This is a genomic window from Amycolatopsis echigonensis (assembly GCF_014174495.1).
GTDB classification, from domain to species: domain Bacteria; phylum Actinomycetota; class Actinomycetes; order Mycobacteriales; family Pseudonocardiaceae; genus Amycolatopsis; species Amycolatopsis echigonensis.
This window is the reverse complement of record NZ_JACJHR010000022.1, coordinates 24,757-48,716: the sequence shown is the minus strand read 5'-3', so window position 1 is coordinate 48,716 and position 23,960 is coordinate 24,757. Positions and strand designations below refer to the sequence as shown.

Genomic DNA, 23,960 nt, shown 5'->3' with positions numbered 1-23,960 from the left:
GCGCCCGCGCGAACGTCGCGGAGGATGGCGGGGTGGAGAACCCGAATCCGGTGCGGCTGCTGGTCGTGGACGACGAGCCGCACATCGCCGACCTGGTCGCGACCGTCGCCCGTTACGAGGGCTGGCAGGCCGTGACGGCCGGATGCGGTGCCGACGCTCTCGCGCGCGCCGCGGAGTTCGCTCCCGACATCGTCGTGCTCGACCTCATGCTGCCCGATTTCGACGGTTTCACCGTGCTCGACAAACTGCGCGAGAAACACGACGCGGTCCCGGTGGTTTTCCTGACCGCGAAGGACGCGACCGCCGACCGCATCGCCGGCCTCACCCGCGGGGGTGACGATTACCTCGTCAAGCCGTTCTCCGTCGAGGAGTTGATGGCGCGGCTGCGCGCGGTGCTGCGGAGGACGTCCGAGAAACCGGACACCCGCACGGTGGTGCTGGAGGTCGGCGATCTCACCCTGGACGAGGAGACGCACGAAGTCCGGCGCGGCGGTCAGCTCGCCGAACTGACGCCGACCGAGTACGAGCTGCTGCGTTACCTGATGCGGCGTTCGCCGGCCGTGCTCACCAAGGCACAGATTCTCGACCACGTGTGGGAGTACGACTTCGGCGGACGGTCCAATGTGGTCGAACTCGCGATCTCCCGGTTGCGGCGCAAGCTCGACACCGAGGCCGAACCGCTGATCCACACCGTGCGCGGCGTCGGGTACTCGGTGCGACAGGCGGGCAAGTGAACCGGATCGGGCGCTCGGCCCGCCGGTGGTACCGGGCTTGGCGCGCATCGAGGCTGGGCACGCGGCTGGCGTTCGGGCTGGGCGCGCTGTCGCTGGTGGTGTTCGCGATCGTCGGCGCGCTGACCGTCGAGCTGATGCACGACTACCTCAACCGGCGGCTCGACGAGCAGCTCAAGACCAGCCAGGTCGCGCAGGTGCCGCATCTGCGCGAGTCGAAGGACAATCCGGAAGTCGTCTACTCCTGGTACTCCGCGGTTTTCGACGTGCGGGAGGGGCACGCCGTCCCGCAGCCGGGCAGCACATTGCCGAACGACGTGCGGCCGCTGGCGCAGGTCGCCGAAGAAGCGACGAGCGGCGACCTTTTCCGCACCATCGCCTTGCCGGGTCAGGGTTCTTACCGCGTGCGGGCGTGTCCGGTGGAGACTTCGCAGAACGGGACCGGCACGGTGTTGTTGAGCGCCGCGCCGCAGGCGGATCTCGACAACACGGTGCAGCAGCTGATGTTGATCGAAGTGATCGCGTTCCTGATCGCGTTGGCGATACTCGTGGTCGCTGGCCGAGTGGTGCTGCGGCGCGGGTTGCGGCCGTTGTCGGACATGGCCGGCACCGCGCACGACATCGCTTCGCACGACCTCACCGCCACCGCGGATTTGCCGGTGCGCGCGTCCGGTACTGGTGGCGGCGCGGAGGTTGAGGAACTGCGGACGGCGTTCAACTTGATGTTGAGCCACATCGAGTCTTCGCTGGCCGCGCGCACCGAGGCGAACGATCGGCTGCGCCGGTTCGTCGCTGATGCTTCGCATGAGCTGCGGACGCCGTTGACGTCGATTCGCGGCTATGCCGATCTTTTCCGTTACGCCGCCGCGAACGAGCCGGAGGAACGCGAGGCGCACCTGGAGAAAATCCGGGCCGAGACCGCGCGGATGAGCGTGCTGGTCGACGATTTGCTGCTGCTCGCCCGCCTCGACGCGCGTGACGTCGAACCGCCGGTGCGGCCGCAGAGGATGGACCTCACCGAGATCGCCGCCGCTGCCGCGGACGCCTTTCGGGCCGGTCGTCCGGGACATCCGCTGACGGTGTCGATTCCGGAGGAACCGGTGCTGCTGCATGCGGATCCGGCCCGGCTGCGACAAGTCCTGGACAACCTGCTGGCGAACGCGGCCGTGCACACCGCCGAGGGAACTCCGGTGGAGCTGGCGGTGACGGCGACCGACGGAATGGCCGTCGCCACCGTCACCGATGCCGGGCCGGGAATTTCCGCGGAAGACCAGCAGCGGATTTTCGACCGGTTCTATCGCGTCGACAACTCCCGCACCCGGGCCGCGGGCGGCACCGGGCTGGGGTTGTCGGTGGTGCATTCACTGGTGGTGGAGCACGGCGGGACGGTTTCGCTGGAGAGCCGCCCCGGGCGGACGGTGTTTACCGTGCGGCTGCCGCTGTCCTCGTGACCCGCGCCGCGACGTGCTCGGGCACGGTCCAGCCTGGCGGCAGGTCGGCGGACGGTTCCGGTTCGCCGAATACCGTGCGCACCGGCAGCACTCCGGCCCAGGCGGCGTTCGCGGCGACGTCCTCGGGTTCGTCGTCCGGCCCCTCGGCGCGGAGCTTCACGGACGCCTCGGTCAGATCGAGCGCGATCACCGAAACCGCGGCGAATTCCTTCTTGTTCACCGCACGGGCGTGCTCCCACGAACCAGGGGAGAGGTGGTCGGTGAGCACGTGCAGGCCGTGCATCTTCTCGTCCGGGTCGGTCACCAGCCGGGCCTGGCCGAGGATGACCGCGCTGCGGTAGTTGACCGAGTGGTTGTTCACTGAGCGGCAGTAGACGATCCCGTCGAGCAGCGTGACCGTCACGCAGACGTCGGTTCCCCTGGTGGCGGCTCGCAGACTGGCCGCGCCCGTGGAACCATGCAGGTACAGGATGTCGCCGTCGCGGCCGTATCCGGTGGGCAGCACCAGCGGGACGCCGTCGCGGACCACGCCGAGGTGGCAGATCAGCGCCTCGTCGAGCACGGCGTGCAGCGCCGCGCGCTCGCTGGCGGCGCGGTGGCGTTTGCGGCCGAGCGTGGTGCGTTCGGTGGGCGAAAGGCTGCTCATGCGTTCAGTGTGGGCCGGGCAAGTGGCTACGTTGAATGTCCACTTCTTCTACACTTGAGAAGTCCACTTCGCTGTAACGGAGGTTCGCCGTGTCCTACGCCGACACCGCCCTGCCGGTCAGTCTCGACCGCGACGCGGCCACCCCGCTGGCCGTGCAGCTGGCCGACGCGCTGCGCGAAGCGGCGGCAGGCGGACATCTCCGCGGCGGCGACCGGCTGCCGTCCACGCGCGCGCTGGCTGAACGGCTCGGCGTCTCGCGGACGGTCACTTCCGCTGCGTACGAGCAACTTCACGCGGAGGGCTGGATCGCCGGACGGCACGGTTCCGGCACCTACGTGACGACCCCGCCGACCCGCGCCGCCGCGTCCGTCACGGTGCCCGGTTCGCTGCTCGCCGAAGCGGAACCGGCCCCGTTGCTCGACCTCGCACCGGGTACGCCGTGGGCTGGCGGCCTCGACCGAGCTGCGTGGCGGCGGGCGTGGCGAGCGGCCGCCGATCCCGAACCGCTCACGCGTGCGCACCGCGCCGGGTTGCCGGAATACCGCGCGACGGTCTCGGAACACTTGCTGCGCCACCGTGGTTTAGCCGCGGGCTCGGTGCTCGCGACCGGCGGTACCACCGCGGCTGTCGTGGAACTCGCCGCTGCCGTGCTGCGCCGAGGTGCGGTCGTTGCCTTCGAAGAACCGGGTTATCAGCGTGCGGTGCAAGCGTTCCGGCAGGCCGGGCTCACCGTCGTGGGCGTGCCGGTGGACGAGGAAGGGCTGCGCCCGGACGCGATTCCCGCTGCGGCGCGCGCGGTTTACTGCTCGCCCGCGCACCAGTACCCGATGGGCAGCCGGATGAGCGCGGCCCGGCGAGTGCAGCTCGTGGAACGCGCCCGTGCGGAAGGCATGCTGGTCATCGAAGACGACTACGACGGCGAGCTGCGCTTCGACGTCGCGCCGCTGCCGATGCTGGCCGCGCTCGCCCCGGACGTCGTCGTGCACCTCGGGACCACCAGCAAAATCCTCACCCCGACGCTCGGCGCGGGCTGGCTCGTCGCCCCCGCCTCAGTGGTCGATTCCATTCTGGCGTACCGGGATCTCACCGGGACCCGCCCGTCGCCGGCGGGGCAGCGGGTGCTGGTCGAACTGGCCCGGACCGGCGATCTGGGGCGGCACCTGCGGAAGCTGCGCCGCGAAATGGCCGAACGCCGGACGGTGCTGGTGGCCGCGCTGTCGAACGCCGGAATCCCGTTCGTCGGCGACGACGCCGGCGCGCACCTGGTGGTGCCGACGGAAAGCGCGGAAGCGGAGGCGGAGCTGATCGCCGCGGCGGAACGGCATTCCATCCGCCTCGACGGGCTGGCCCGGCATTTCGCCGGAACGCCGACGACGCACGGCATCGCGCTGGGGTACGCGGGCTGTTCGCGGGAAGCGCTGATGGCCGCGGTGCCGACGCTGGTCGATCTCCTCCGCTGACTGTCCGCGTGTCTTCGGTGCTCTCGGGAATGCGGTTGTGCGGCGGGTTCGCTGCCGCGATGCCTCGCCGGGGACGGGGTGGACCATCGGCTGAGCGGAGGCGGGCTGCCTGGCTGCGGACCTCAGCAGCGCGCATCGGGCCCACCGGCAGCGGCGAGAACTCCCGCACCGCGCGCGTGCCCGGCCGACGCGTGCGGCGCGCATCGGCCGGAAGCCTGGTCACCTGCGAAGACACCCCCGGCGCGCGCTCGGGGCGGTGCTCACCCGGTACGGTGACCGGCTATGAGTGCTGAAAAGATCCGGGTCGCGGTCGTGTTCGGCGGGCGCAGCAGCGAGCACACCATCTCGTGCCTGTCGGCGGGCAGTGTGATCTCGAACCTGGATCCGGATCGCTTCGAGGTGCTCCCGGTCGGCATCACGCCGAGCGGCGGCTGGGTGCTCGGCACCGGCGACCCGAAGCAGCTCAGCATCCAGGGCCGCGAGCTGCCGTCGGTCGAATCCGGCCGCGCGCTCGTGCTCGCCGGCGATCCGACCAGCCGCGAACTGCGCACGGTCGACCCCGGCCAGGCCACCGAGGTGCTCGGCACCGTCGACGTCGTCTTCCCGGTGCTGCACGGTGCCTTCGGCGAGGACGGCACCATCCAGGGCCTGCTCGAACTCGCCGACCTCCCGTACGTCGGCCCCGGCGTGTTCGCCAGCGCGGCGGCGATGGACAAGGAATACGCGAAGAAGCTGCTCGCCGCCGAGGGGCTGCCGGTCGGCACCTACGCCGCGCTGCGCCGGGGACAGTCCACTTTGGCCGAACAGGACCGCGAACGCCTTGGCCTGCCGGTGTTCGTGAAGCCCTCGCGCGCCGGTTCGTCGGTCGGGATCTCCCGGGTCGCCGACTGGGCCGGACTGGACGCGGCGATCGAGCTGGCCCGGCGCACCGACCCGAAGGTGCTCGTCGAGGCCGCGGTGCGCGGGCGCGAGGTCGAATGCGGCGTGCTGGAATTCCCGGACGGCCGCGTCGAGGCGTCGCTCCCGGCGGAGATCCGGGTGCTCGCCGAGGGCGAGGACGCCTGGTACGACTTCGAAACCAAGTATCTCGGCGAGGACGCCGAGCTGGACATCCCGGCCAAACTGGACGACGCGCTCACCGACCGGCTGCGCGCGATGGCCGTCGAGGCGTTCCGCGCGCTCGACTGCCAGGGCCTCGCCCGCGTCGACTTCTTCGTGACCGAGGGCGGCGACCTGGTGATCAACGAGGTCAACACGATGCCCGGGTTCACCACGAAGTCCGCCTACCCGAAGATGTGGGAGGTGACCGGGGTGGACTACCCGACGCTGCTGTCGACCTTGATCGACACCGCGCTCGCCCGGGGCACCGGCCTGCGCTGAGAGCGACCGGAGGGAACACCGCGCGTGCAGATCGCATCCCGTCTCGACCGGCTCCCGGTCACCCGGCGGCACCGGTACTTCGTGGCAGTGGTCGGCATCGCCACGTTCTTCGACCTCTACGACCTGTTCCTCGCCGCGACCATCAGCACCGTCCTCAGCAAGGAGTTCGGCGTCACCCCGACGACGCTGAAGTACGTCCTGGCGTCGGCGTTCGTCGGCGCGTTCGTGGGCGCGGTGTTCCTCGGCAGGCTCGCCGACCGGCTCGGACGGCGGCGCGCTTTCCTGCTCACGCTGGGCTTGTACTCGGTGTTCACGCTGCTCGGCGCGTTCAGCACCGACGTGTGGATGCTGGTGATCTGCCGCTTCATCGCCGGGATCGGCATCGGCGCGGAACTGCCGGTCGCCGACGCCTACCTCGCCGACCTGCTGCCCGCCCGCGCCCGCGGTCGCGCGACAGCCTGGGCTTACACGATCGGCTTCTGCGGTGTCCCCGCCGCCGGCTTCCTCGCCCGCGCGCTCGCCGGGCACGCGCCGCTCGGCGTCGAAGGCTGGCGCTGGCTGTTCGTGATCGGCGCGCTGGGCGCGGCGGTCGTCTGGGCGCTGCGGTTCACCCTGCCGGAATCACCCCGTTGGCTTGCCGCACAAGGACGAATCGGCGAAGCGGACGAGGTCGTGCGCAAGCTCGAAGCGAGCGCGCCGCAGCCGTTGCCCGAACCGGAGCCGGAACCGCCCGCGCCCGAACCGGTGCGCGCGTCGGCATTGCTGCGTCCGCCGTGGTTCCGGCGCACCGCGATGCTGTACGTCTTCCAGCTGCTGCAGTCGTTCGGCTACTACGGCTTCGGCTCGCTGGTGCCGATTGTGCTGGCGGCCAAGGGTTTCGGCCTCGTCACCTCGCTGACGTTCAGCGCGCTCACCTTCCTCGGCTACCCGATCGGTTCGGCGCTGTCCATCCCGATCATCGAACGGCTGGAACGCAAGTGGCTGATCGTCGCGAGCGCGGCGGCGATGGCGGTGTTCGGGCTGGCCTTCGGCTACGCCACGTCCGGCGTGCTGATCGCGGTGTTCGGCTTCTGCTACACCGCTGTCAGCAACGTCTTCTCCAACGCGTTCCACACCTACCAGGGCGAGCTGTTCCCGACGTCGCTGCGCGGCACCGCGGCCGGTTCGGCCTACGCGCTGTCCCGGCTGGCGACGGCCGCGATGCCGTTCGTGCTGCTGCCGGTCCTGCACTCGGCGGGCGCGACGACGATGTTCGCCGTGGTGGCGGGCGCGATGGTGCTGCTGATGATCGACGTGGCCGTGCTCGGTCCGCGCACCACCGGCGAATCGCTGGAGACGATCGCGGCTAAAACTTCAGCGGGGTGACCGGAAGCTTCGCGGAGATGGCGTCCGAAATGGTCTGCAGCGGACCCGTTCCCGCGCTCACCGGGACGGTCAGCGCCACATAGACCGGACGGTCGACGGCGTACCACGTGGCCGAATCGCCCTGCTCGACCTGCAGCCACTGCACCTTGTTGACCATGCGCAGCGGCGAGGTCGGGGTGAGCTCCGGCGGGCGTTCGAGGCCGCAGCGCAGTACGACCGGATCCGGGCCGCCCCACGCGACGGTGGCCTTCGGCGCGGGCTCGGCGAGCGTGCGCGGCGACAGTTCCTTGCCATTCGAGGTGAGCGTGGCCGGGATCCCGGCGAGCAGCTTCGCGCAGTCCGCCGACCCGGCCTGCGGCGCGGGAACGGACACGAGCGCGAGCGGCTGGTTCTGCTCGGACTGTCCGGAGGACCTTTGCGTCAGCGCGACGACCGCGACCGCGACCGCCAGCGCGGCCACGAGCAACGACGCGGTGACGAGGACGACCTTCGGAGGAGCCCCGGTGTCGGTGTCTGCCACCGCCTCAGTGGACCACGGCTCAGAGGTGGACGACCGGGCAGGTCAGCGTGCGCGTGATCCCTTCCACGTTCTGCACGCGGGCGACGACGAGCTGGCCGAGCTGGTCCACCGTGTCCGCGGCGGCGCGCACGATCACGTCGTACGGGCCGGTGACGTCCTCGGAGCTGGTCACGCCCGGGACCCCGGCGATCTCCGCAGCCACCGCGGCCGCCTTGCCGACCTCGGTCTGGATGAGGATGTATGCGTGGACCACGGCGTGCCCTTTCGTCGGTGGCGATCGAGTCGAGGTAGGAACGGTGTAGGCAACGTAGCGCCAGCCCTGGGAAAAACCTAGGGGATCCGATTGTCGGTGGCCGATCCGACACAGGCGAGGGAAACAGGAGGTGACCGGTGTCACCGGACGAGCACTCGGTGGCCGCGACAGGCGAGTTCGGCCTGATCCGGCGGGTCACCGAAGGACGCGGGCAGCCCCCGTCGACACTGCTGGGCCCGGGCGACGACGCGGCGGTCCTCGCCGCGCCGGACGGCCGCGTGGTCGTGACCACCGACGTGCTGGTCCACGGCGTCCACTTCCGGCTCGACTGGTCGAGCCCGGAGCAGGTGGGGCGCAAGGCGGTCGCGGTGAATCTGTCCGACGTCGCGGCGATGGGAGCGAAACCGACGTCGGTGGTCGTCGGGCTCGCGTGCCCGGCGGACACTCCGGCGCAGGTCGTGACGGAGATCATGGACGGCATGTGGGCCGAGGCGGGCGCGGTCGGCATCGGGGTGTCCGGCGGCGATCTCGTGAGCGCGGACCAGCTCGTGATCAGCGTCACCGCATTGGGCGATCTCGAAGACCGCGAACCGGTGACCCGGTCCGGCGCGCGCCCCGGCGACGTGCTCGCGGTGTGCGGACGGCTCGGCTGGGCCGCGGCCGGGCTCGCGGTGCTGCGCCGCGGTTTCCGGTCGCCGGTCGGCGTGGTGAACGCGCAGCGCTGCCCGGAACCGCCGTACCAGGCCGGTCCGCAGGCCGCGCTGGCCGGTGCGACGGCGATGATGGACGTGTCCGACGGCCTGCTCGCCGATCTCGCGCATCTGGCCGCCGCGTCCGAAGTCGGGCTCGACGTGCAGACCGCGTTGCTCGAGGTGTCGACGCGGCTGAAGGAGGTCGGCAGCGCGCTGGGCGCGGACCCACTGCAGTGGGTGCTGACCGGCGGCGAGGACCACGCGCTGGTCGCGACGTTCCCGCCGTTCGACGACCTGCCTGAGGGCTGGCGCAAGATCGGCGTGGTCACCATGCCCGGCTCCGGGGTCACTGTGGACGGACGGGAGTTCGACCAGCAAGGCGGCTGGGAGCACTGGCAGCAATGATCCTTCATTAGGCTGGCGGCGTGGACATCCGTGTCGTCGCCTTCGACCATCCCGACGCCGCCAAGCTGATGGCCGAAGTACAGCTGGAGTACGTGCGCCGCTACGGCTCCGAGGACGAAACCCCGATGGACCCCGCGGAGTTCGCGCCGCCGCGGGGTCTGTTTCTGGTCGGGTACCTCGACAACGTGCCGGTGGCGTCCGGTGCGTGGCGCGCGCACGACGGTCCCGCGCCGACGTTCTGGCCCGGCGACGTCGAGGTGAAACGGATGTACGTGGTCGAATCCGCGCGGGGCCGCGGTTTCGCCCGCGCGATGCTCGCCGAACTGGAACGCACCGCGGTCGCCGCCGGACGGCGCCGGGTCGTGCTGGAGACGGGCACCGAACAGCCGGAGGCGATCGCCCTCTACCGTTCGTCGGGGTACGGCGAGATCCCGGCTTTCGGCTACTACGGCGACCTGCCGGAAAGCCGGTACTACGGCAAGGACCTCGTCCGCGACTGACACCTGACCCGGAGGCGGCATTGGCCATCTACGCGCTCGGCGACCTGGTCCCGACGATCCACCCGGACGCCTACGTCCATCCCGACGCCACCGTGATCGGCGACGTCCGGATCGGAGCGCGCGCCTCGGTCTGGCCGCAGACGGTGCTGCGCGGCGACCACGGGTACATCGAGATCGGCGAACGCTCGAACGTGCAGGACGGTTGCGTCGTCCACTGCACCGCGCGGCATCCGACGATCCTCGGCCCGTCCTCGGCGGTCGGGCACGCGGTGCACATCGAGGGCGCGACGATCGGCACCGGCTGCCTGATCGCGTCGGGTTCGGTGGTGCTGAACGGAAGCGTGATCGAGGACGGCGGCATGGTCGGCGCGGGCGCGGTGCTGTCGTACGACTCGACGGTCGGCACCGGCGAGATCGCACTCGGGGTTCCGGCGAAAACGCGGCCGAACAAGTCGTTTTCGCCCGACCAGATCGCCTCGGTGGTGGATTCCTACGTGCGGCGCGGGGCCCGGTTCCGCGCCGAGTTGCGCAGGCTGGACTAAGTCCGTGAAGGACTCCTTGAGGGAATCTGATTCCCTCAAGGAGTCCTTCACGGACATCTCGCCGGAGCCTGGACCCGCCACGGTGACGCCGGGCACGTGGCGCTAGGCTCGCGGGCCGTGACTGGACGACCGCTGGACGAAATCGTCGAGGCCGGCTGGGCGAAGGCCCTTGAACCAGTGGCCCCGCAGGTAGCCGCGATGGGGGAGTTCCTCCGCGCCGAGATCGCCGCGGGCCGCACCTATCTTCCCGCGGGCGAGCACGTGCTGCGCGCGTTCAAGCAGCCGTTCGACGACGTCCGCGTGCTGATCGTCGGCCAGGACCCGTACCCGACCCCGGGACACGCGGTCGGCCTGAGTTTCTCGGTGGCCCCGGACGTGCGGCCGATCCCGAAGAGCCTGATCAACATCTACCAGGAGTACTGCGACGACCTGGGCCATCCGACGCCGTCCAACGGCGACCTGACCCCGTGGGCGGAGCGGGGCGTGCTGCTGCTGAACCGGTCGCTCACCGTGCAGCCGTACAAGTCCAACTCGCACCAGGGCAAGGGCTGGGAGCAGGTCACCGAGCAGGCGATCAAGGCGCTCGCCGCGCGCGGCGGACCGCTGGTGGCGATCCTGTGGGGCCGCAACGCGCGGAACCTGCGGCCGATGCTGGGCGACGTGCCGTGCATCGAGTCGGCGCACCCGAGCCCGCTGTCGGCGCGCAACGGCTTCTTCGGGTCGCGTCCGTTCAGCCGGGCGAACCAGCTGCTGGTCCAGCAGGGCGCGGAACCGCTCGACTGGAAACTTCCCTGACGCGGCGTGTCCAGTTCCGGCGGCTGGTTCCGACCACGAGGGTAAGCACCGACTGAACTCCTGGAGGAACGCCATGACCGCCACCGTCACGTCCGCCGACGGCACCCCCATCGCCTTCGACACCTACGGCTCGGGTACGCCGGTGCTGCTGGTCGGCGGCGCGGTGAACGACCGGACGACCGTCGCCGGACTCGCCGCGGTGCTGGCCGACGCCGGCTTCGCCGCGATCGCTTACGACCGGCGGGGCCGCGGCGACAGCGGCGACGCGCCGGTCTACGCGGTCGAGCGCGAGATCGACGACCTCGAGGTGCTGATCGAGGCCGTCGGCGGCTCGGCCGCGGTGTTCGGCCACTCGTCCGGCGCGATCCTGTCCCTGGAAGCGGCGGCGCGCGGTCTGCCGATCACGAAGGTGGCCGTGTACGAACCGCCGTACATCGGCGACGACCGCCCGCGTCCGGCCGAAGACCTGGTCGACCGGGTCAGCGCCCGTCTCGCCGACGGCGACCGGGACGGCGCGGTGGAGCTGTTCCTGGTCGAGGGCACCGGGACCCCGGCGGAGATCGTGGAGTCGATGAAGGCCGCGCCGGTGTGGGGCTGGTTCGTCGGACTGGCGCACACGCTGCCGTACGACCTGACCGTCTGCGGCCGCGGCAACCGTCTGCCGGCGGACCGGCTGGCGGCGATCACCGTCCCGGTGCTGTCCCTCTCCGGCGGTGCGGGGGAGGCGTGGATGACGTCCTCCTCGAAGGCAGTCGCCGCCGCCGTCGCACACGGCCGCTACGAAGAGATCCCCGGCCAGGACCACGGAGTGCTGAACGCGCCGGAGTCCCTGCGAGACGTCCTGACCAACTTCCTGAGGTGACGAAAAAGGGGCGAGTGCAACGCACTCGCCCCTTCACCCCTGCCTTAAACCCAAGGTGACCCCACGCGGGGGTCCAGGGGGCTCGCCCCCTGGCGGGGTCTTCCGGGGGTTCGACCCCCGGAAGACACCTGAGCGCAGAAAAATGGCGAGTGCTCTCCACGAGCACTCGCCACCCTCAAATCTGCGCTCAGCCGCGGACGACCTTGCCAGCCTTGATGCACGAGGTGCAGGCGTTCAGGCGCTTGCGCTGGGACACGCCGACCTTCGCGTGCACAACCTGGATGTTCGGGTTCCACCGGCGGTTGGTACGCCGGTGGGAGTGCGAGACCGACTTGCCGAAGCCGGGTCCCTTGCCACAGACGTCGCACACGGCAGCCACGTCGAACTCCTCTGGATATGGGACAAAGAATGCGCGCCCGAACGTGCCGGGCAACTCGACCATAGTAACGAGTGGTTCCGGAGGGCTTGCCTCGGGGTCGTTACCCTCGCGGTGACCGGCTAGGAGGTTACGGGGTGCGGGTGCTGGACGCGGCGGCGGTGTCGGGCTGGGCGGCGGCTTCTGTGCGCAGCTTGGACAGGCTGCGCTCGGCTATCGACGGCATCAACGTCTACCCGGTCGCGGACTCCGACACCGGCTCCAACCTGCTGTACACGATGACCGGCGCGCACGAGGCGCTCGCCGAGGCGGAACCGGCTGACGCGGCCGAGGCGCTCGCGGTCCTGGCGCGCGGGGCGGTGGCGCACGCGCGGGGCAACTCGGGTGTGATCCTTTCCCAGGTCGTGCGGGGGATGGCCGATTGGGCGGCGACCGGCGGAGACCTGGACGGCGCTGGTCTCGCCGCCGCGCTCGGGCACGCCGACCAGGCCGCCACAGGCGCGGTCAGCAGGCCGGTCGCGGGGACGATGCTGACCGTCCTGCACGCCGTGGCCGCTGCCGTGCGCGGGGCGACGCGGACGTTGGCTGAGGTCGCGCGCGAGGTCGTCACCGTGGCCGCGGCGGCTCTGGAGGAGACGCCCAAGCAGCTGCCCGCGCTGGCCAAGGCCGGGGTCGTCGACGCCGGGGGCCGCGGCCTGGTCGCGGTGCTCGACGCGCTCGCCAGCGTGATCACCGGCGAAACCGAAGACCCCGGGCACGACCTGAAGGCGGTCGCTTCGCTGCCGGAGCAGGCGCCGTACGCGTGGGAGGTCATGTACTTGCTGGACGAGGTCGACGAGGCCCGGCTGCCGGCGTTGCGGAAGGAGCTGAGCGGGTTCGGCGACAGCGTGACCGTGGCCGGAGATGGTTCGGGCAGTCACGCGGTCCACGTCCATTGCGCGGACATCGGCGCGGCCATCGAAGCGGGGCTGCAGCTGGGCAGGCCGCGGCGGATCCGGGTCGAACCGCTGATCACGCCGACGCCGATCGAACCGGGCGGCGGGATCGACCGGTCCGTGGTCGCGGTGGTGCGCGGCGGCGGGCTCGCCGAGCTGCTGCGGGCCGAGGGCGTCGCGGTGCTGGCGGTGCCGGACGGCGAGCTTCCCAGCGTCGAGGACATGATCGGCTTGTTCAACGAGGCGGCCGGACAGCACCTGAGCGTGCTGCCGGGCGGCCCGGACCTGACCGCGGCCGCCGACGCCGCCGCCGGGCATCCGATGGCGGGCGACCGCGACGTCGTGGTGATCCCGTGCGCGTCGCCGGTGCAGGTGCTGGCCGCGCTCGCGGTGCACGACGGCGGCCGCCGGGTCAACGACGACGTCGTCGCGATGGCCGAGGCGGCGGCCGCGACCAGGCGTGGCGAGCTGCGGATCGCCCGCGAGGAGTCGCTAACCTGGGTGGGCCGGGCCCAGTCCGGCGACGTGATCGGTCTGGTCGACGACGAAGTGGTGCTGATCGAACCCGCCCCGGCGTCGGCGACGAATCTCGTCGCGGCCGCGGTCAGCGTGCTGAACCGGATGCTGGCGCTCGGCGGCGAGCTGGTCACCGTCCTGAGCGGGGCGGACGCTCCGCCGAGCGTGGCCGCCGAACTCGCCGAACAACTGCGGCTGGAGCACCCCGAGGTGGAGTTGACGAGTTACGCCGGCGGGCAAAGCGACGCTGTGCTGCTGATGGGGGTCGAATAATCATGGCCGGTCTTCGCGACAAGCTCCCGCTGCTGCTGGGCGCGAAAACGGCGAAGGCGCTTTCGACCGCGCTCGACATCGAGACGGTTTCCGATCTGCTGCGCCACTATCCGCGCCGCTACGCCGAACGCGGCGAGCTCACCGACATCGCCGGGCTGGAGCTGGGCGAGCACGCGACTGTGCTGGCGCGGATCGAGAAGATCAGCAAGCGCCGGATGAAATCGCGCAACGGCACCATCCTCGACATGGTGATCACCGACGGCAAGCGACGGCTCGCGTGCGCGTTCTTCAACCAGGCGTGGCGCGAGAAGGAGCTGGTCCCCGGCAAGACCGGGCTGTTCGCGGGCAAGGTCACCGCGTTCCGGGACACGCTGCAGCTGGCCAACCCGGAGTACGAACTGCTCGACGCCGAACGCGAGGCCGAGGCGGTCGACAATTTCCTCGCCGAGATCATCCCGGTTTACCCGGCGGCGCAAGGCATGCCGACCTGGTCGATCGCCAAATGCGTGCGGCAGGTGCTGGACGTGCTGGAGGTCGGCGAGGACCCGATGCCCGAGGAACTGCGCAAGCGGCACGGCCTGCCCGGCCTCGAACGCGCGTTGCGTGGCATCCACCGCCCGGAGGACTGGGCGCATCTGGAGACGTCCCGGCACCGGCTCAAATGGGACGAAGCGATGGCCGTGCAGCTGATTTTCGCGCAGCGACGGCATTCCGCGGTGTCGCGTCCGGCGAAGGCGAGCCCGCACGTCGACGGCGGCCTGCTCGACGCGTTCGACAAGCGGCTGCCGTTCGACCTCACCGCGGGCCAGCGCGCGATCGGCGACGAGATCGCGGCCGACTTGTCGACCGAGCATCCGATGAACCGGCTGCTGCAGGGCGAGGTCGGGTCCGGCAAGACGGTGGTCGCGCTGCGGGCGATGCTGCAGATCGTCGATTCCGGACGGCAGGCGGCGATGCTGGCGCCCACCGAGGTCCTGGCCGCGCAGCACGCGCGCTCGCTGCGCGAAATGCTCGGCGACCTCGGGATGGCGGGCGAGCTGGGCGCGGCCGAGAATTCCACCCGGATCACGCTGCTCACCGGGTCGATGGGCGCGAAGGAACGCAAGAAAGCGTTGCTGGAGACGGCGAGCGGCGAGGCGGGCATCGTCGTCGGCACGCACGCGCTGATCCAGGACACCGTGCAGTTCGCCGATCTCGGGCTCGTGGTGGTGGACGAACAGCACCGGTTCGGCGTGGAGCAACGGGATGCGTTGCGTTCGCGCGGGGCCGATTCGACGAGTCCGCACGTTCTGGTCATGACGGCGACGCCGATCCCGCGCACGGTCGCCATGACGGTCTACGGCGACCTGGAAATCTCGGCGCTGCGCGAAATGCCGGTCGGCCGCTCGCCGATCAAGACGACGGTCGTGCCGGTCGCGGAAAAGCCGGCGTGGTTCGACCGGGTGTGGCAGCGGGTCCGCGAGGAAGTCGGCAAGGGACACCAGGCGTACGTCGTGTGCCCGCGGATCGGCGACGAACCGCCGTCGGACAAGAGCGACAAACGGCCGCCGCTCGCGGTGCTGGACGTCGCGCCGGATCTCGCCAACGGCGCGTTGAAGGGCTTGAAGATCGCCGCGCTGCACGGCCGGATGCCGACCGACGAGAAGGACGCCGTCATGCAGGCGTTCGGCGCGGGGAAGGTCGAGGTGCTGGTCGCGACGACCGTGGTCGAGGTCGGCGTGAACGTCCCCAACGCGACGGCGATGGTCATCCTCGACGCCGACCGCTTCGGCGTGAGCCAGCTCCACCAGCTGCGCGGCCGCGTCGGACGGGGGAGCGTGCCCGGATTGTGCTTGCTGGTCACGGAAACTTTGGACGGCACTTCGACGCGCGAACGGCTCGCCGCGGTCGAGTCCACAACGGACGGTTTCGAGCTGTCCCGGCTGGACCTGGAACTGCGCCGGGAAGGCGACATCCTGGGCGCGGCTCAGTCGGGCAAGCGGTCCGGGCTGAAGCTGCTGTCGCTGCTGCGCGACGAGGACCTGATCACCGAGGCGCGGGCGCAGGCCCAGGAGATCGTGACGGCCGATCCGGACCTCGCCTCGCTGCCGGGCCTGGCGCAGATGGTGGCGGACGTGGTCGACCTGGAGCGGGCGGAGTACCTGGAGAAAAGCTGACGCGCGGTCGCACGGGCATGACGGACTGACCCACCAGTCCGACGAAGCTATCGGCACGCCGGAGGACCAGCCGCCGGGACGAGGCGGTGATGCCTGAACTCCCGGGTGCCCTTGCCCGAACGCACTCTCCGGCCGCTTTCGGTGCCTTTGCCCGGCTCCGTGCCCCTGACTGTCCTTTGTGGTCACTTCGGCTAAACCGCATGCGGGCGCGTGGGCTTCTGTGCTGGACTGCTCACAGCCGATCGTCGCCGAGCCGCCGGAGGAATGGTGCCCGACCTCGTGATCCGCCCCGCGACGCCGGAAGACGCGGCGGGCATCGCAGCCGTCCACGTCGGTTCCTGGCAAGCGGCCTACGCGGGTTTGCTGCCGGACGAGTTCCTGTCCCGGCTGTCGATCGCGACGCGGGAACAGTTCTGGGCCTCGAACCTGGCCGACCCTTCCCGGCCGCACACCGTCCTGGCGGCAAGTGCGGACGGAGGAATCACCGGCTTCGCAGTCTTCGGCCCCAGCCGAGACGACGACGCCACCCCGAGTACGGGCGAACTGTCGTCGATCTACCTCCTGCCCTCGGAGTGGGGCCGGGGGATGGGCCGAGCGCTGCACGAGGAGTGCGTGCGTGGCCTGTCAGCCCAGTACGAAGCGGCGACGCTGTGGGTGCTGTCGACGAACACGAGAGCCCGGAAGTTCTACGAACGGGCCGGGTGGGTCACGGACGGGAAGACCAAGGTAGAGACGATCTCCGACGGAGCGGTGACCTTGGAGGAGGTCCGGTACCGGTTGCCGCTGGAGGGCTAGGCCAGTTCGCCTGTCGCCCTTTAGCGGCGATTGCCAGGTCAGCCCCGCGAATTGGTCCTGGTCGCCGTTGGGCGGCGACTTCTGGGTCTGCCCGTCCCCGCACGCACGACCTCGTCGCCATGTGGCAGCGGTCTGTCGGGAAGGGGTGCTGGACAGCCTGCGCGGCCCGTCGCTCCTGTCGCTGCTGAATGGAGGCTGTCTGTTCAGCCTATTCAGCAAGCGTGCCTCGTGAGTCGCCGTTGCGCGGCGGATGCCAAGCCGCCCGACTTGCCAAACGGCGTCATCTGTCGCCGTCTCGCGGCGAAACCTAGCCGGTCCCTCGGTCTGGCTCGCTTGTCTTTCGCCGTTGCGCGGCGGACGCCGAGCCGCCCGACTTACCGAACGGCGTCTTCCGTCGCCGTCTCGCGGCCAAACCTAGCCGGTTCTCGGTCCGGCCCGTTCGTCTTTTGCAGTTGCACGGCGGATGCCGGGCCATCCGGCTTGCCGAACGGCGTCTTCCGTCGCCGTCTCTCGGCGGAACCTAGCCGGTCCTCGGGCTGGCCCGCTCGTCTTTCGCTGTTGCGCGGCGAATGCCGGGCCGCCCTGCTTGCCAAGCCGTGTCATCTGTCGCCGTCTCGTGGCGGAACCTAGCCACCCTGCTTACCAAGCCGCGTCTTCCGTCGCCGTCTCTCGGCGAAACTTAGCCGGTTCTCTGTCCGGTCCGCTCTTTCGCCGTTTCGCGGCAATCGCCGAGTCGACCCGCCAGCCGTCTCGCCTCCATCCGTCGCCGTTTTCCGGCAACAACCCCTAGCCCGGGGACTCAACTCCCGTCCCCACTCCTTGGCAATCGCCTGCGCAAAACCCCCGCCCGTGCCGCCGCGCCACCAGCCTCCGCCGCGACATCGGCCGTCTCCTCCGACACCGGTTCCCGCGACACGAACAACCGGTAGAACACCGGCCCGCACACCGTCCGCGTCACCTCGTCTGGATCGGTGTCGGCCGGGACTTCTCCGCGCGCGACCGCCCGCTCCACGATCACCGCAGCCCGGGCATGCCGGTCCTGATAGAACTCCCGCAACGCCTCGGCCGCCCGTTCTGAGTGGAATCCCGCCAGCACCGCGGCGGTCGGAAGCTCGCGTTGCCCCGGAGTGGTCAGCGCGTGCACCACCTCCAACGCCATTTGCCGCAAATCGGCGACAAGCGAGCCGGTGTCCGCCGGGCTCCACGGTTCGTCGGTGCCGAACCTCAACGCGGCCGCGATCAGCCCCTCGCGGGATTCCCATCGCCGGTAAACCGTCGTCTTGTGCACGCCCGACCGTTCGGCGACGGCCTCGACCGTCAGGTCGATGAACCCGACCTCCGCCAGCAGGTCGAGCGTCGCCCGCAAAACGGCGACGCGCGTGCGTTCCGTGCGCCCGCCCGGCCGGCTCGTCCCTGGTAACTCAGTTGCCAATCACTACTCCTGTTGCGTTAGTGTCCTCAGTATGGCACCGCTGACCACCCGCTCGCCGCTGGACGGCGACGTCGCTGCGATCGCCAGTCTGATCGGCGACGCACGCATCGTCGCGATCGGCGAGAACAACCATCACGTCCGCGAGTTCGGCGAACTCCGCGCCCGGTTGCTCCGCAGGCTCGTCGAGGACCACGGGTTCACGGTGCTCGGTTTCGAATCGGGCTTCGCCGAGGGCGACCTTGTGCAGCAGTGGCTGAGCGGTGGTCCGGGCACTGTCACCGAGATTGCGCGAGAAGGATTCACCTTTTCCCTTGGTGAGTCAGTCGAGGTGCACGAAATGTTGACGTGGATGCGCAGCCACGGCGGCGTCCGCTTCGCCGGCCTCGACCTGCCCAGCTCGAGCGGTTCGCCACAGCCTGCTTTGCAGGTTGTCCGCAGCTTCATGGAGGAAGTCGATCCGGAAGCGCTTACGCTGGTCGACGCAGCGATCACCGCATCGGAGCCGTATTCGGCGGTCAGCAACGCGGTCGCGCCTGGCCGTTATGCGGCAATGTCCGCCGCGGAACGGGACGCGGCGACTGCTGCGTTGACGACTCTCCTAGCGCACCTTCGTTCGCTGTCGCCAGTTTTTCGGCAACGGACTAATCCGGCTCGGTACGCCGTCGCCGAACACCACGCGGTCGGCGCGCTCCGCGTAGACGCGTACTTGCGAGAACTGACCGCGATGATGTCGGGAACGGCGCCGTCGCTCCAGGGGGCGTCGCGCGACACGTACATGGCCGCAACCGTGAAGCTGCTTCGCCAGCTGTACGGCGAAGGCGAGAAGATCGTGGTGATGGTCCACAACGGACACCTGCAGCGAGTGCCGTTCGCCCCTTTGCCGAACATGACGTTCCCTTCCGCGGGCACGCATCTCGCCGCAGAGTTCGGCGACGACTACTTCGCGCTCGGCCTGACTGCGGGCACCGGCACGACCACCGGCCTCGAACCGGACGAGAGCGAGCGTCTCGGCTTCCGTGTCTTCGAACAGGAGCTGGAGCCTCCCGTCGAAGGCAGTGTCGAGGCAGCTTTGGCCGGTGCTGGTCCGTGCGTAGTCGATTTGCGGCAAGACCGAGCACAGGGTCAAGCCGGACCGTCGAGCATGCGGCACGCGCACATGTTCACCAAGGTCGACGTCGTGCAAGCCTTCGACGCACTGGTCTACTTGCCGACGATGTCGGTGAGCGCGCACGTTCCCGCGGCGAAGTAGCTGTCGGTCGGTCAACAGTTGGTCGCATAACGGCTAAACCTCGAGTGCTGCAGTTCGTCGTCTCGTGCCGGTCGCAGGTAGGTGCGTCCTGCGGCAGTGCGGGTGGACCCGGACCAGCCCATCGTGTGACGTCGAGTTGCCGCGGGATGGCGACCGGGATACCACCGCAGGCATGCGGAACCGAGCGGCGCGTGGCCTTTTTTCGGCAACACTGACATTTCTGCTGGTCGTCGGGGTGCAACCGGCCGCGCTCGCGGCGAGCGGGACTCAGGTCAACCCGCCGAGCTGGGCGCTCGACCGGATCGACCAGCGAACCGGCCTCGATCAGAAGTACCACTACGACTCGGACGGCTCCGGCGTCACCGTCTACGTGATCGACAGCGGCGTCGACGCCAAACACCCGGATCTGCAGGGCCGAGTCCTGCCCGGCAAGGATTTCCTCACCACCGGACCGGACACGTCGGACACCAACGGCCATGGCACCCGGGTCGCGGGAATCGTGGCGGGACACAACTACGGCGTCGCCAAAAACGCGCAGATCTTCCCGGTCCGAGTGCTCGACAAAGCCGGCGGCGGCGCGACCGACACGATCATCGCCGGGCTGAACTGGGTCGCCCAGAACGCAAACCAGCCGGCGGTCGCGGTGCTGGGTATCGGCGGGGTGCCGAACGAGCAGCTCGATAACGCGGTCAAGGGAGTCGCCGCGGTGATGCCGATCGTGGTTCCGGCGGGGGAGGGCAGCACCGACGCCAGCCAAACCTCGCCCGCCCGAGTCCCAGAGGCGCTCACCGTGGGTGCGACTGACGTCCAAGACCAGGTCGCGCCCTTCTCGAACTTCGGCACGTCGCTCGACCTGTACGCACCGGGCGTCGACATCCCCGCGCCGATCGCCGGGACCGCGGACGTCGGGACCTTGTCGGGCACCTCGATGGCCGCCGCGGTGACCGCTGGCGCGGTGACCCTCTACCGGTCCGCCCACCCCGACGCCGCGCCCAATGCGGTCAGCGAAGCAATTGTGCAGGACGCAACGCAGAACGTGGTCAAGAATGCGCCCTCCGGAACCGCGAATAGGCTGCTGTGCACACTGCCTGCGGGAACGCCCTGACGGTTGCGGCACGACGGCTCGGCCCGCATCATGCATGCAGGTCGGCGCGCATGATGTCCATCACTTGGACTACGGCTCCCGCACCGCGGGACGAACCGGGTAACGTGCCTTCGATACCGATCCGAAAAGGGAAGGACCGGGCATGTTCCGCAAAGTGCTGGTGGCCAATCGCGGCGAAATCGCGATCCGGGCGTTCCGCGCAGGCTACGAACTGGGCGCGGGCACAGTCGCCGTGTTTCCGCACGAAGACCGCAACTCGCTGCACCGGCTGAAGGCCGACGAGGCCTACGAGATCGGCGAACCGGGCCATCCGGTCCGCGCCTATCTGTCGGTCGAGGAGATCGTCAAGGCCGCCAAGAAGGCGGGCGCGGACGCGGTCTACCCGGGCTATGGCTTCCTGTCGGAAAACCCCGACCTGGCCATGGCCTGCGAAGAAGCGGGGATCACCTTCGTCGGCCCGAGCGCCGAAATCCTCGAACTGACCGGTAACAAGGCGCGCGCGGTCAAGGCGGCGCGCGAGGCCGGCGTCCCGGTGCTCGGTTCGTCGCAGCCGTCCAGCAACGTCGACGAACTGGTCGCGGCCGCCGACGAGCTCGGCTTCCCGGTGTTCGTCAAGGCGGTCGCTGGCGGTGGAGGCCGAGGCATGCGCCGCGTCGAGGACCCGGCTTTGCTGCGCGAGTCGATCGAGGCCGCCGCGCGCGAGGCCGAGTCCGCGTTCGGCGACCCGACGGTGTTCCTGGAGAAGGCCGTGGTCGAACCGCGGCACATCGAGGTCCAGATCCTCGCCGACGGCGAGGGCAACGTGATCCACCTCTTCGAGCGCGACTGTTCCGTCCAGCGCCGCCACCAAAAGGTCATCGAGCTGGCCCCCGCGCCGAACCTCGACCCGGAACTGCGCGACCGCATCTGCGCCGACGCCGTGAAATTCGCCCGGCAGATCGGCTACCGCAACGCGGGCACCGTCGAATTCCTGCTGGACCGCGAAGGCAAGCACGTGTTCATCGAGATGAACCCGCGCATCCAGGTCGAGCACACGGTCACCGAAGAGGTCACCGACGTCGACCTCGTGCAGTCCCAGCTTCGTATCGCCTCCGGGGAAACCCTCGCCGACCTCGGCCTGTCGCAGGACAAGATCTACCTGCGCGGAGCCGCGCTCCAGTGCCGCATCACGACCGAGGACCCGGCCAACGGATTCCGCCCGGACATCGGCATGATCAGCGCCTACCGCTCGCCGGGCGGTTCGGGCATCCGGCTCGACGGCGGAACCGCGTTTTCCGGCACCGAGATCAGCGCCCACTTCGACTCCCTGCTGGTGAAACTCACCTGCCGCGGCCGCGATTTCCGCACCGCGGTCGGCCGCGCCCGGCGCGCGGTCGCCGAGTTCCGGATCCGCGGCGTGGCGACGAACATCCCGTTCCTCCAGGCGGTGCTGGACGACCCGGACTTCCGCGAGGGCAACGTCACCACGTCGTTCATCGAGGAGCGGCCGCACCTGCTGACCGCGCGGCATTCCGCCGACCGCGGCACGCGCCTGCTCACCTACCTCGCCGACCAGACGGTGAACCGTCCGCACGGCGAGCGTCCGCGCACCCCCGATGCCGTGACGAAGCTGCCGAAGCTGCCCGCGGATCTCACTCCCGCGGACGGCTCGAAGCAGAAGCTGACCGAACTCGGCCCGGAGGGATTCGCGCGCTGGCTGCGGGAAACGCCGCAGCTCGGCGTCACGGACACCACGTTCCGCGACGCGCACCAGTCGCTGCTCGCGACGCGCGTCCGGACGAAGGACCTGCTCGCCGTCGCTCCGGTCGTCGCCGCGACTGTGCCGCAGTTGCTGTCCCTGGAGTGTTGGGGCGGCGCGACCTACGACGTCGCGCTGCGCTTCCTCGCCGAGGACCCGTGGGAACGGCTGGAGCAGCTGCGCAAGGCCGTGCCGAACATCTGCCTGCAGATGCTTCTGCGCGGCCGCAACACCGTCGGCTACACGCCTTACCCGACCGAGGTCACCACGGCCTTCGTCGAGGAGGCCACCGCGACCGGCATCGACATCTTCCGCATCTTCGACGCGCTCAACGACGTCGAGCAGATGCGGCCGGCCATCGAAGCCGTCCGCGCCACCGGCACCGCGGTCGCGGAGGTCGCGCTCTGCTACACCTCCGATCTGTCCGATCCGAACGAAAAGCTCTACACGCTCGACTACTACCTCAAGCTCGCCGAGCAGATCGTCGGAGCCGGGGCGCACGTCCTCGCCATCAAGGACATGGCCGGCCTGCTCCGCGCGCCCGCCGCGGCTCGGCTGGTGACTGCGCTGCGCAAGGAATTCGACCTTCCGGTGCACATCCACACGCACGACACCGCCGGCGGTCAGCTCGCCACCTACCTGGCCGCCATCCAGGCCGGTGCCGACGCGGTGGACGGCGCCGTGTCGTCGATGGCGGGCACCACGTCGCAGCCGTCGCTCGGCTCGATCGTCGCGGCCACTGACCACTCCGACCGCAGCACCGGCCTCGACCTGCACGCGATCGGCGACCTGGAGCCGTACTGGGAGAGCGTCCGCAAGATCTACGCCCCGTTCGAGGCCGGTCTCGCGTCGCCCACCGGCCGCGTCTACGACCACGAGATCCCCGGCGGCCAGCTCTCCAACCTGCGCACGCAGGCGATCGCGCTGGGCCTCGGCGACCGGTTCGAGGACATCGAGGCCATGTACGCCGCGGCGGACAAGATCCTCGGCCACCTCGTGAAGGTCACGCCTTCGTCCAAGGTGGTCGGCGACCTCGCGCTGCACCTCGTCGGCTCCGGCGTTTCCCCGGCGGACTTCGAGGCGGAGCCGAACAAGTTCGACATCCCGGACTCGGTGATCGGCTTCCTCCGCGGCGAACTGGGCGACCCGCCCGGCGGCTGGCCGGAACCGTTCCGCACCAAGGCACTCGAAGGCCGTTCGGCGGCCAAACCCGTCGCCGAACTGTCCGAAGAGGACCACAAGGAACTCACCGACAACCGCCGCGCCGCGTTGAACCGGTTGCTGTTCCCCGGGCCCACCAAGGAATTCCTCGCGCACCGCGAAGCGTACGGCGACACCAGCGTGCTCCCGAGCAAGGACTTCTTCTACGGTCTGCGCCCGGGCGAGGAGTACTCGGTGGACCTCGAGCCCGGCGTCCGGCTGCTCATCGAGCTGGAAGCCATCGGCGAGGCCGACGAACGCGGCATGCGGACCGTCATGTCCACGCTCAACGGCCAGCTGCGGCCGATCCAGATCCGGGACCGGTCGATCGCCTCGGACATCCCGGCCACCGAAAAGGCCGAGAAGGGCAACCCGAAGCAGATCGCCGCGCCGTTCGCCGGCGTGGTGACGCTGCAGGTGGCCGAGGGCGACCAGGTGGCGGCCGGAGCGACCGTGGCGACGATCGAGGCCATGAAGATGGAAGCGTCCATCACCGCTTCGGTGGCGGGCAAAGTCGGCCGGCTGGCAATCACCTCCGTTCAGCAGGTCGAGGGCGGAGACCTTCTCATCGTGCTCGAATAGC

Annotated in this window: 21 protein-coding genes; 16 read left to right on the top strand and 5 right to left on the bottom strand. The window is 69.9% G+C overall.

The window, feature by feature from the left end:
* Positions 1 to 32 precede the first annotated feature (32 nt).
* Positions 33 to 734, top strand: a complete 702-nt coding sequence (locus H5411_RS17385; protein ID WP_183124325.1) for a response regulator transcription factor — start codon at positions 33 to 35, stop codon at positions 732 to 734.
* Positions 731 to 2,182 (top strand): sensor histidine kinase, encoded by a 1,452-nt coding sequence (locus tag H5411_RS17380; RefSeq protein WP_183124324.1) that lies wholly within the window; start codon positions 731 to 733, stop codon positions 2,180 to 2,182. Before H5411_RS17385 ends, H5411_RS17380 begins: the two co-directional genes overlap by 4 nt.
* Here the strand turns inward: H5411_RS17380 and H5411_RS17375 are convergent.
* Positions 2,154 to 2,828 (bottom strand): pyridoxamine 5'-phosphate oxidase family protein, encoded by a 675-nt coding sequence (locus H5411_RS17375; RefSeq protein WP_101435271.1) that lies wholly within the window; start codon positions 2,826 to 2,828, stop codon positions 2,154 to 2,156. The genes H5411_RS17380 and H5411_RS17375 overlap by 29 nt on opposite strands.
* An 89-nt stretch (positions 2,829 to 2,917) precedes the next feature.
* Here H5411_RS17375 and pdxR point away from each other — a divergent pair, with 89 nt between their 5' ends.
* The 3 genes from pdxR to H5411_RS17360 all read left to right on the top strand — a co-directional run bounded on the left by pdxR (position 2,918) and on the right by H5411_RS17360 (position 7,033).
* Positions 2,918 to 4,288 carry a MocR-like pyridoxine biosynthesis transcription factor PdxR gene (gene pdxR / locus H5411_RS17370; protein WP_101435270.1) on the top strand — a complete coding sequence of 457 codons (1,371 nt, stop codon included), beginning with the start codon at positions 2,918 to 2,920 and terminating at the stop codon, positions 4,286 to 4,288.
* Positions 4,289 to 4,570: 282 nt separating this feature from the next.
* The gene (locus H5411_RS17365) at positions 4,571 to 5,668 is read left to right on the top strand and encodes a D-alanine--D-alanine ligase family protein (protein ID WP_101435269.1); all 1,098 of its coding nucleotides are present in this window, start codon (positions 4,571 to 4,573) and stop codon (positions 5,666 to 5,668) included.
* A 24-nt stretch (positions 5,669 to 5,692) separates the two neighbouring features.
* Complete coding sequence (locus tag H5411_RS17360) at positions 5,693 to 7,033, top strand: MFS transporter (protein ID WP_101435268.1); 1,341 nt, start codon at positions 5,693 to 5,695, stop codon at positions 7,031 to 7,033.
* Here the strand turns inward: H5411_RS17360 and H5411_RS17355 are convergent.
* Positions 7,014 to 7,553 (bottom strand): DUF3515 domain-containing protein, encoded by a 540-nt coding sequence (locus H5411_RS17355; protein WP_101435267.1) that lies wholly within the window; start codon positions 7,551 to 7,553, stop codon positions 7,014 to 7,016. The two genes, H5411_RS17360 and H5411_RS17355, sit on opposite strands and share 20 nt — an antisense overlap.
* Positions 7,554 to 7,572: 19 nt before the next feature.
* Positions 7,573 to 7,806 carry an Lrp/AsnC ligand binding domain-containing protein gene (locus tag H5411_RS17350; RefSeq protein WP_009074118.1) on the bottom strand — a complete coding sequence of 78 codons (234 nt, stop codon included), beginning with the start codon at positions 7,804 to 7,806 and terminating at the stop codon, positions 7,573 to 7,575.
* A 137-nt stretch (positions 7,807 to 7,943) separates the two neighbouring features.
* Between H5411_RS17350 and H5411_RS17345 the strand changes: the two genes are divergently transcribed.
* From H5411_RS17345 to H5411_RS17325, 5 genes are all read left to right on the top strand, one after another.
* The gene (locus tag H5411_RS17345; RefSeq protein WP_101435266.1) at positions 7,944 to 8,903 is read left to right on the top strand and encodes a thiamine-phosphate kinase; all 960 of its coding nucleotides are present in this window, start codon (positions 7,944 to 7,946) and stop codon (positions 8,901 to 8,903) included.
* A 20-nt stretch (positions 8,904 to 8,923) separates the two neighbouring features.
* Positions 8,924 to 9,403, top strand: coding sequence for a GNAT family N-acetyltransferase (locus tag H5411_RS17340; RefSeq protein ID WP_101435265.1), 480 nt, complete (start codon positions 8,924 to 8,926; stop codon positions 9,401 to 9,403).
* Between the two features lie 20 nt (positions 9,404 to 9,423).
* On the top strand, positions 9,424 to 9,945 hold the full coding sequence (locus H5411_RS17335; RefSeq protein WP_101435264.1) for a gamma carbonic anhydrase family protein: 522 nt from the start codon (positions 9,424 to 9,426) through the stop codon (positions 9,943 to 9,945).
* A gap of 117 nt (positions 9,946 to 10,062) precedes the next feature.
* Positions 10,063 to 10,740 carry a uracil-DNA glycosylase gene (locus H5411_RS17330; protein ID WP_101435263.1) on the top strand — a complete coding sequence of 226 codons (678 nt, stop codon included), beginning with the start codon at positions 10,063 to 10,065 and terminating at the stop codon, positions 10,738 to 10,740.
* Positions 10,741 to 10,813: 73 nt separating this feature from the next.
* Entirely contained in the window at positions 10,814 to 11,602 is a 789-nt protein-coding gene (locus tag H5411_RS17325; protein ID WP_183124323.1) for an alpha/beta fold hydrolase, read from the top strand.
* Between the two features lie 187 nt (positions 11,603 to 11,789).
* Here the strand turns inward: H5411_RS17325 and rpmB are convergent, their stop codons facing one another.
* A complete protein-coding gene (gene rpmB / locus H5411_RS17320) occupies positions 11,790 to 11,981 on the bottom strand; it encodes a 50S ribosomal protein L28 (protein WP_009074135.1) in 192 nt (63 codons plus the stop codon).
* A gap of 134 nt (positions 11,982 to 12,115) precedes the next feature.
* On the opposite strand from rpmB, the gene H5411_RS17315 reads away from it, so the two are divergent.
* The 3 genes from H5411_RS17315 (at position 12,116) to H5411_RS17305 (ending at position 16,653) form a co-directional block, all read left to right on the top strand.
* On the top strand, positions 12,116 to 13,702 hold the full coding sequence (locus H5411_RS17315) for a DAK2 domain-containing protein (RefSeq protein ID WP_183124322.1): 1,587 nt from the start codon (positions 12,116 to 12,118) through the stop codon (positions 13,700 to 13,702).
* Positions 13,703 to 13,704: 2 nt separating this feature from the next.
* A complete protein-coding gene (gene recG, locus H5411_RS17310; RefSeq protein WP_101435260.1) occupies positions 13,705 to 15,858 on the top strand; it encodes an ATP-dependent DNA helicase RecG in 2,154 nt (717 codons plus the stop codon).
* Positions 15,859 to 16,125: 267 nt separating this feature from the next.
* The gene (locus H5411_RS17305; protein WP_244194569.1) at positions 16,126 to 16,653 is read left to right on the top strand and encodes a GNAT family N-acetyltransferase; all 528 of its coding nucleotides are present in this window, start codon (positions 16,126 to 16,128) and stop codon (positions 16,651 to 16,653) included.
* 799 nt (positions 16,654 to 17,452) lie between these two features.
* On the opposite strand, the gene H5411_RS17300 is transcribed toward H5411_RS17305, so the two are convergent.
* Complete coding sequence (locus tag H5411_RS17300) at positions 17,453 to 18,085, bottom strand: TetR/AcrR family transcriptional regulator (RefSeq protein WP_101435258.1); 633 nt, start codon at positions 18,083 to 18,085, stop codon at positions 17,453 to 17,455.
* Positions 18,086 to 18,116: 31 nt separating this feature from the next.
* On the opposite strand from H5411_RS17300, the gene H5411_RS17295 reads away from it, so the two are divergent.
* From H5411_RS17295 to H5411_RS17285, 3 genes are all read left to right on the top strand, one after another.
* On the top strand, positions 18,117 to 19,334 hold the full coding sequence (locus H5411_RS17295; protein WP_101435257.1) for an erythromycin esterase family protein: 1,218 nt from the start codon (positions 18,117 to 18,119) through the stop codon (positions 19,332 to 19,334).
* Positions 19,335 to 19,506: 172 nt separating this feature from the next.
* Complete coding sequence (locus H5411_RS17290; RefSeq protein WP_101435256.1) at positions 19,507 to 20,439, top strand: S8 family peptidase; 933 nt, start codon at positions 19,507 to 19,509, stop codon at positions 20,437 to 20,439.
* 142 nt (positions 20,440 to 20,581) lie between these two features.
* Positions 20,582 to 23,959 (top strand): pyruvate carboxylase, encoded by a 3,378-nt coding sequence (locus H5411_RS17285; protein ID WP_101435255.1) that lies wholly within the window; start codon positions 20,582 to 20,584, stop codon positions 23,957 to 23,959.
* Position 23,960: the final 1 nt, after the last annotated feature.

Bases quoted from the DNA above. Each gene is read 5' to 3' on its own strand.
- H5411_RS17375 (WP_101435271.1), bottom strand. From the start codon at position 2,828: ATGAGCAGCCTTTCGCCCACCGAACGCACCACGCTCGGCCGCAAACGC.
- H5411_RS17365 (WP_101435269.1), top strand. From the start codon at position 4,571: ATGAGTGCTGAAAAGATCCGGGTCGCGGTCGTGTTCGGCGGGCGCAGC.
- H5411_RS17325 (WP_183124323.1), top strand. From the start codon at position 10,814: ATGACCGCCACCGTCACGTCCGCCGACGGCACCCCCATCGCCTTCGAC.
- recG (WP_101435260.1), top strand. From the start codon at position 13,705: ATGGCCGGTCTTCGCGACAAGCTCCCGCTGCTGCTGGGCGCGAAAACG.
- H5411_RS17295 (WP_101435257.1), top strand. From the start codon at position 18,117: ATGGCACCGCTGACCACCCGCTCGCCGCTGGACGGCGACGTCGCTGCG.
- H5411_RS17290 (WP_101435256.1), top strand. From the start codon at position 19,507: ATGCGGAACCGAGCGGCGCGTGGCCTTTTTTCGGCAACACTGACATTT.
- H5411_RS17285 (WP_101435255.1), top strand. From the start codon at position 20,582: ATGTTCCGCAAAGTGCTGGTGGCCAATCGCGGCGAAATCGCGATCCGG.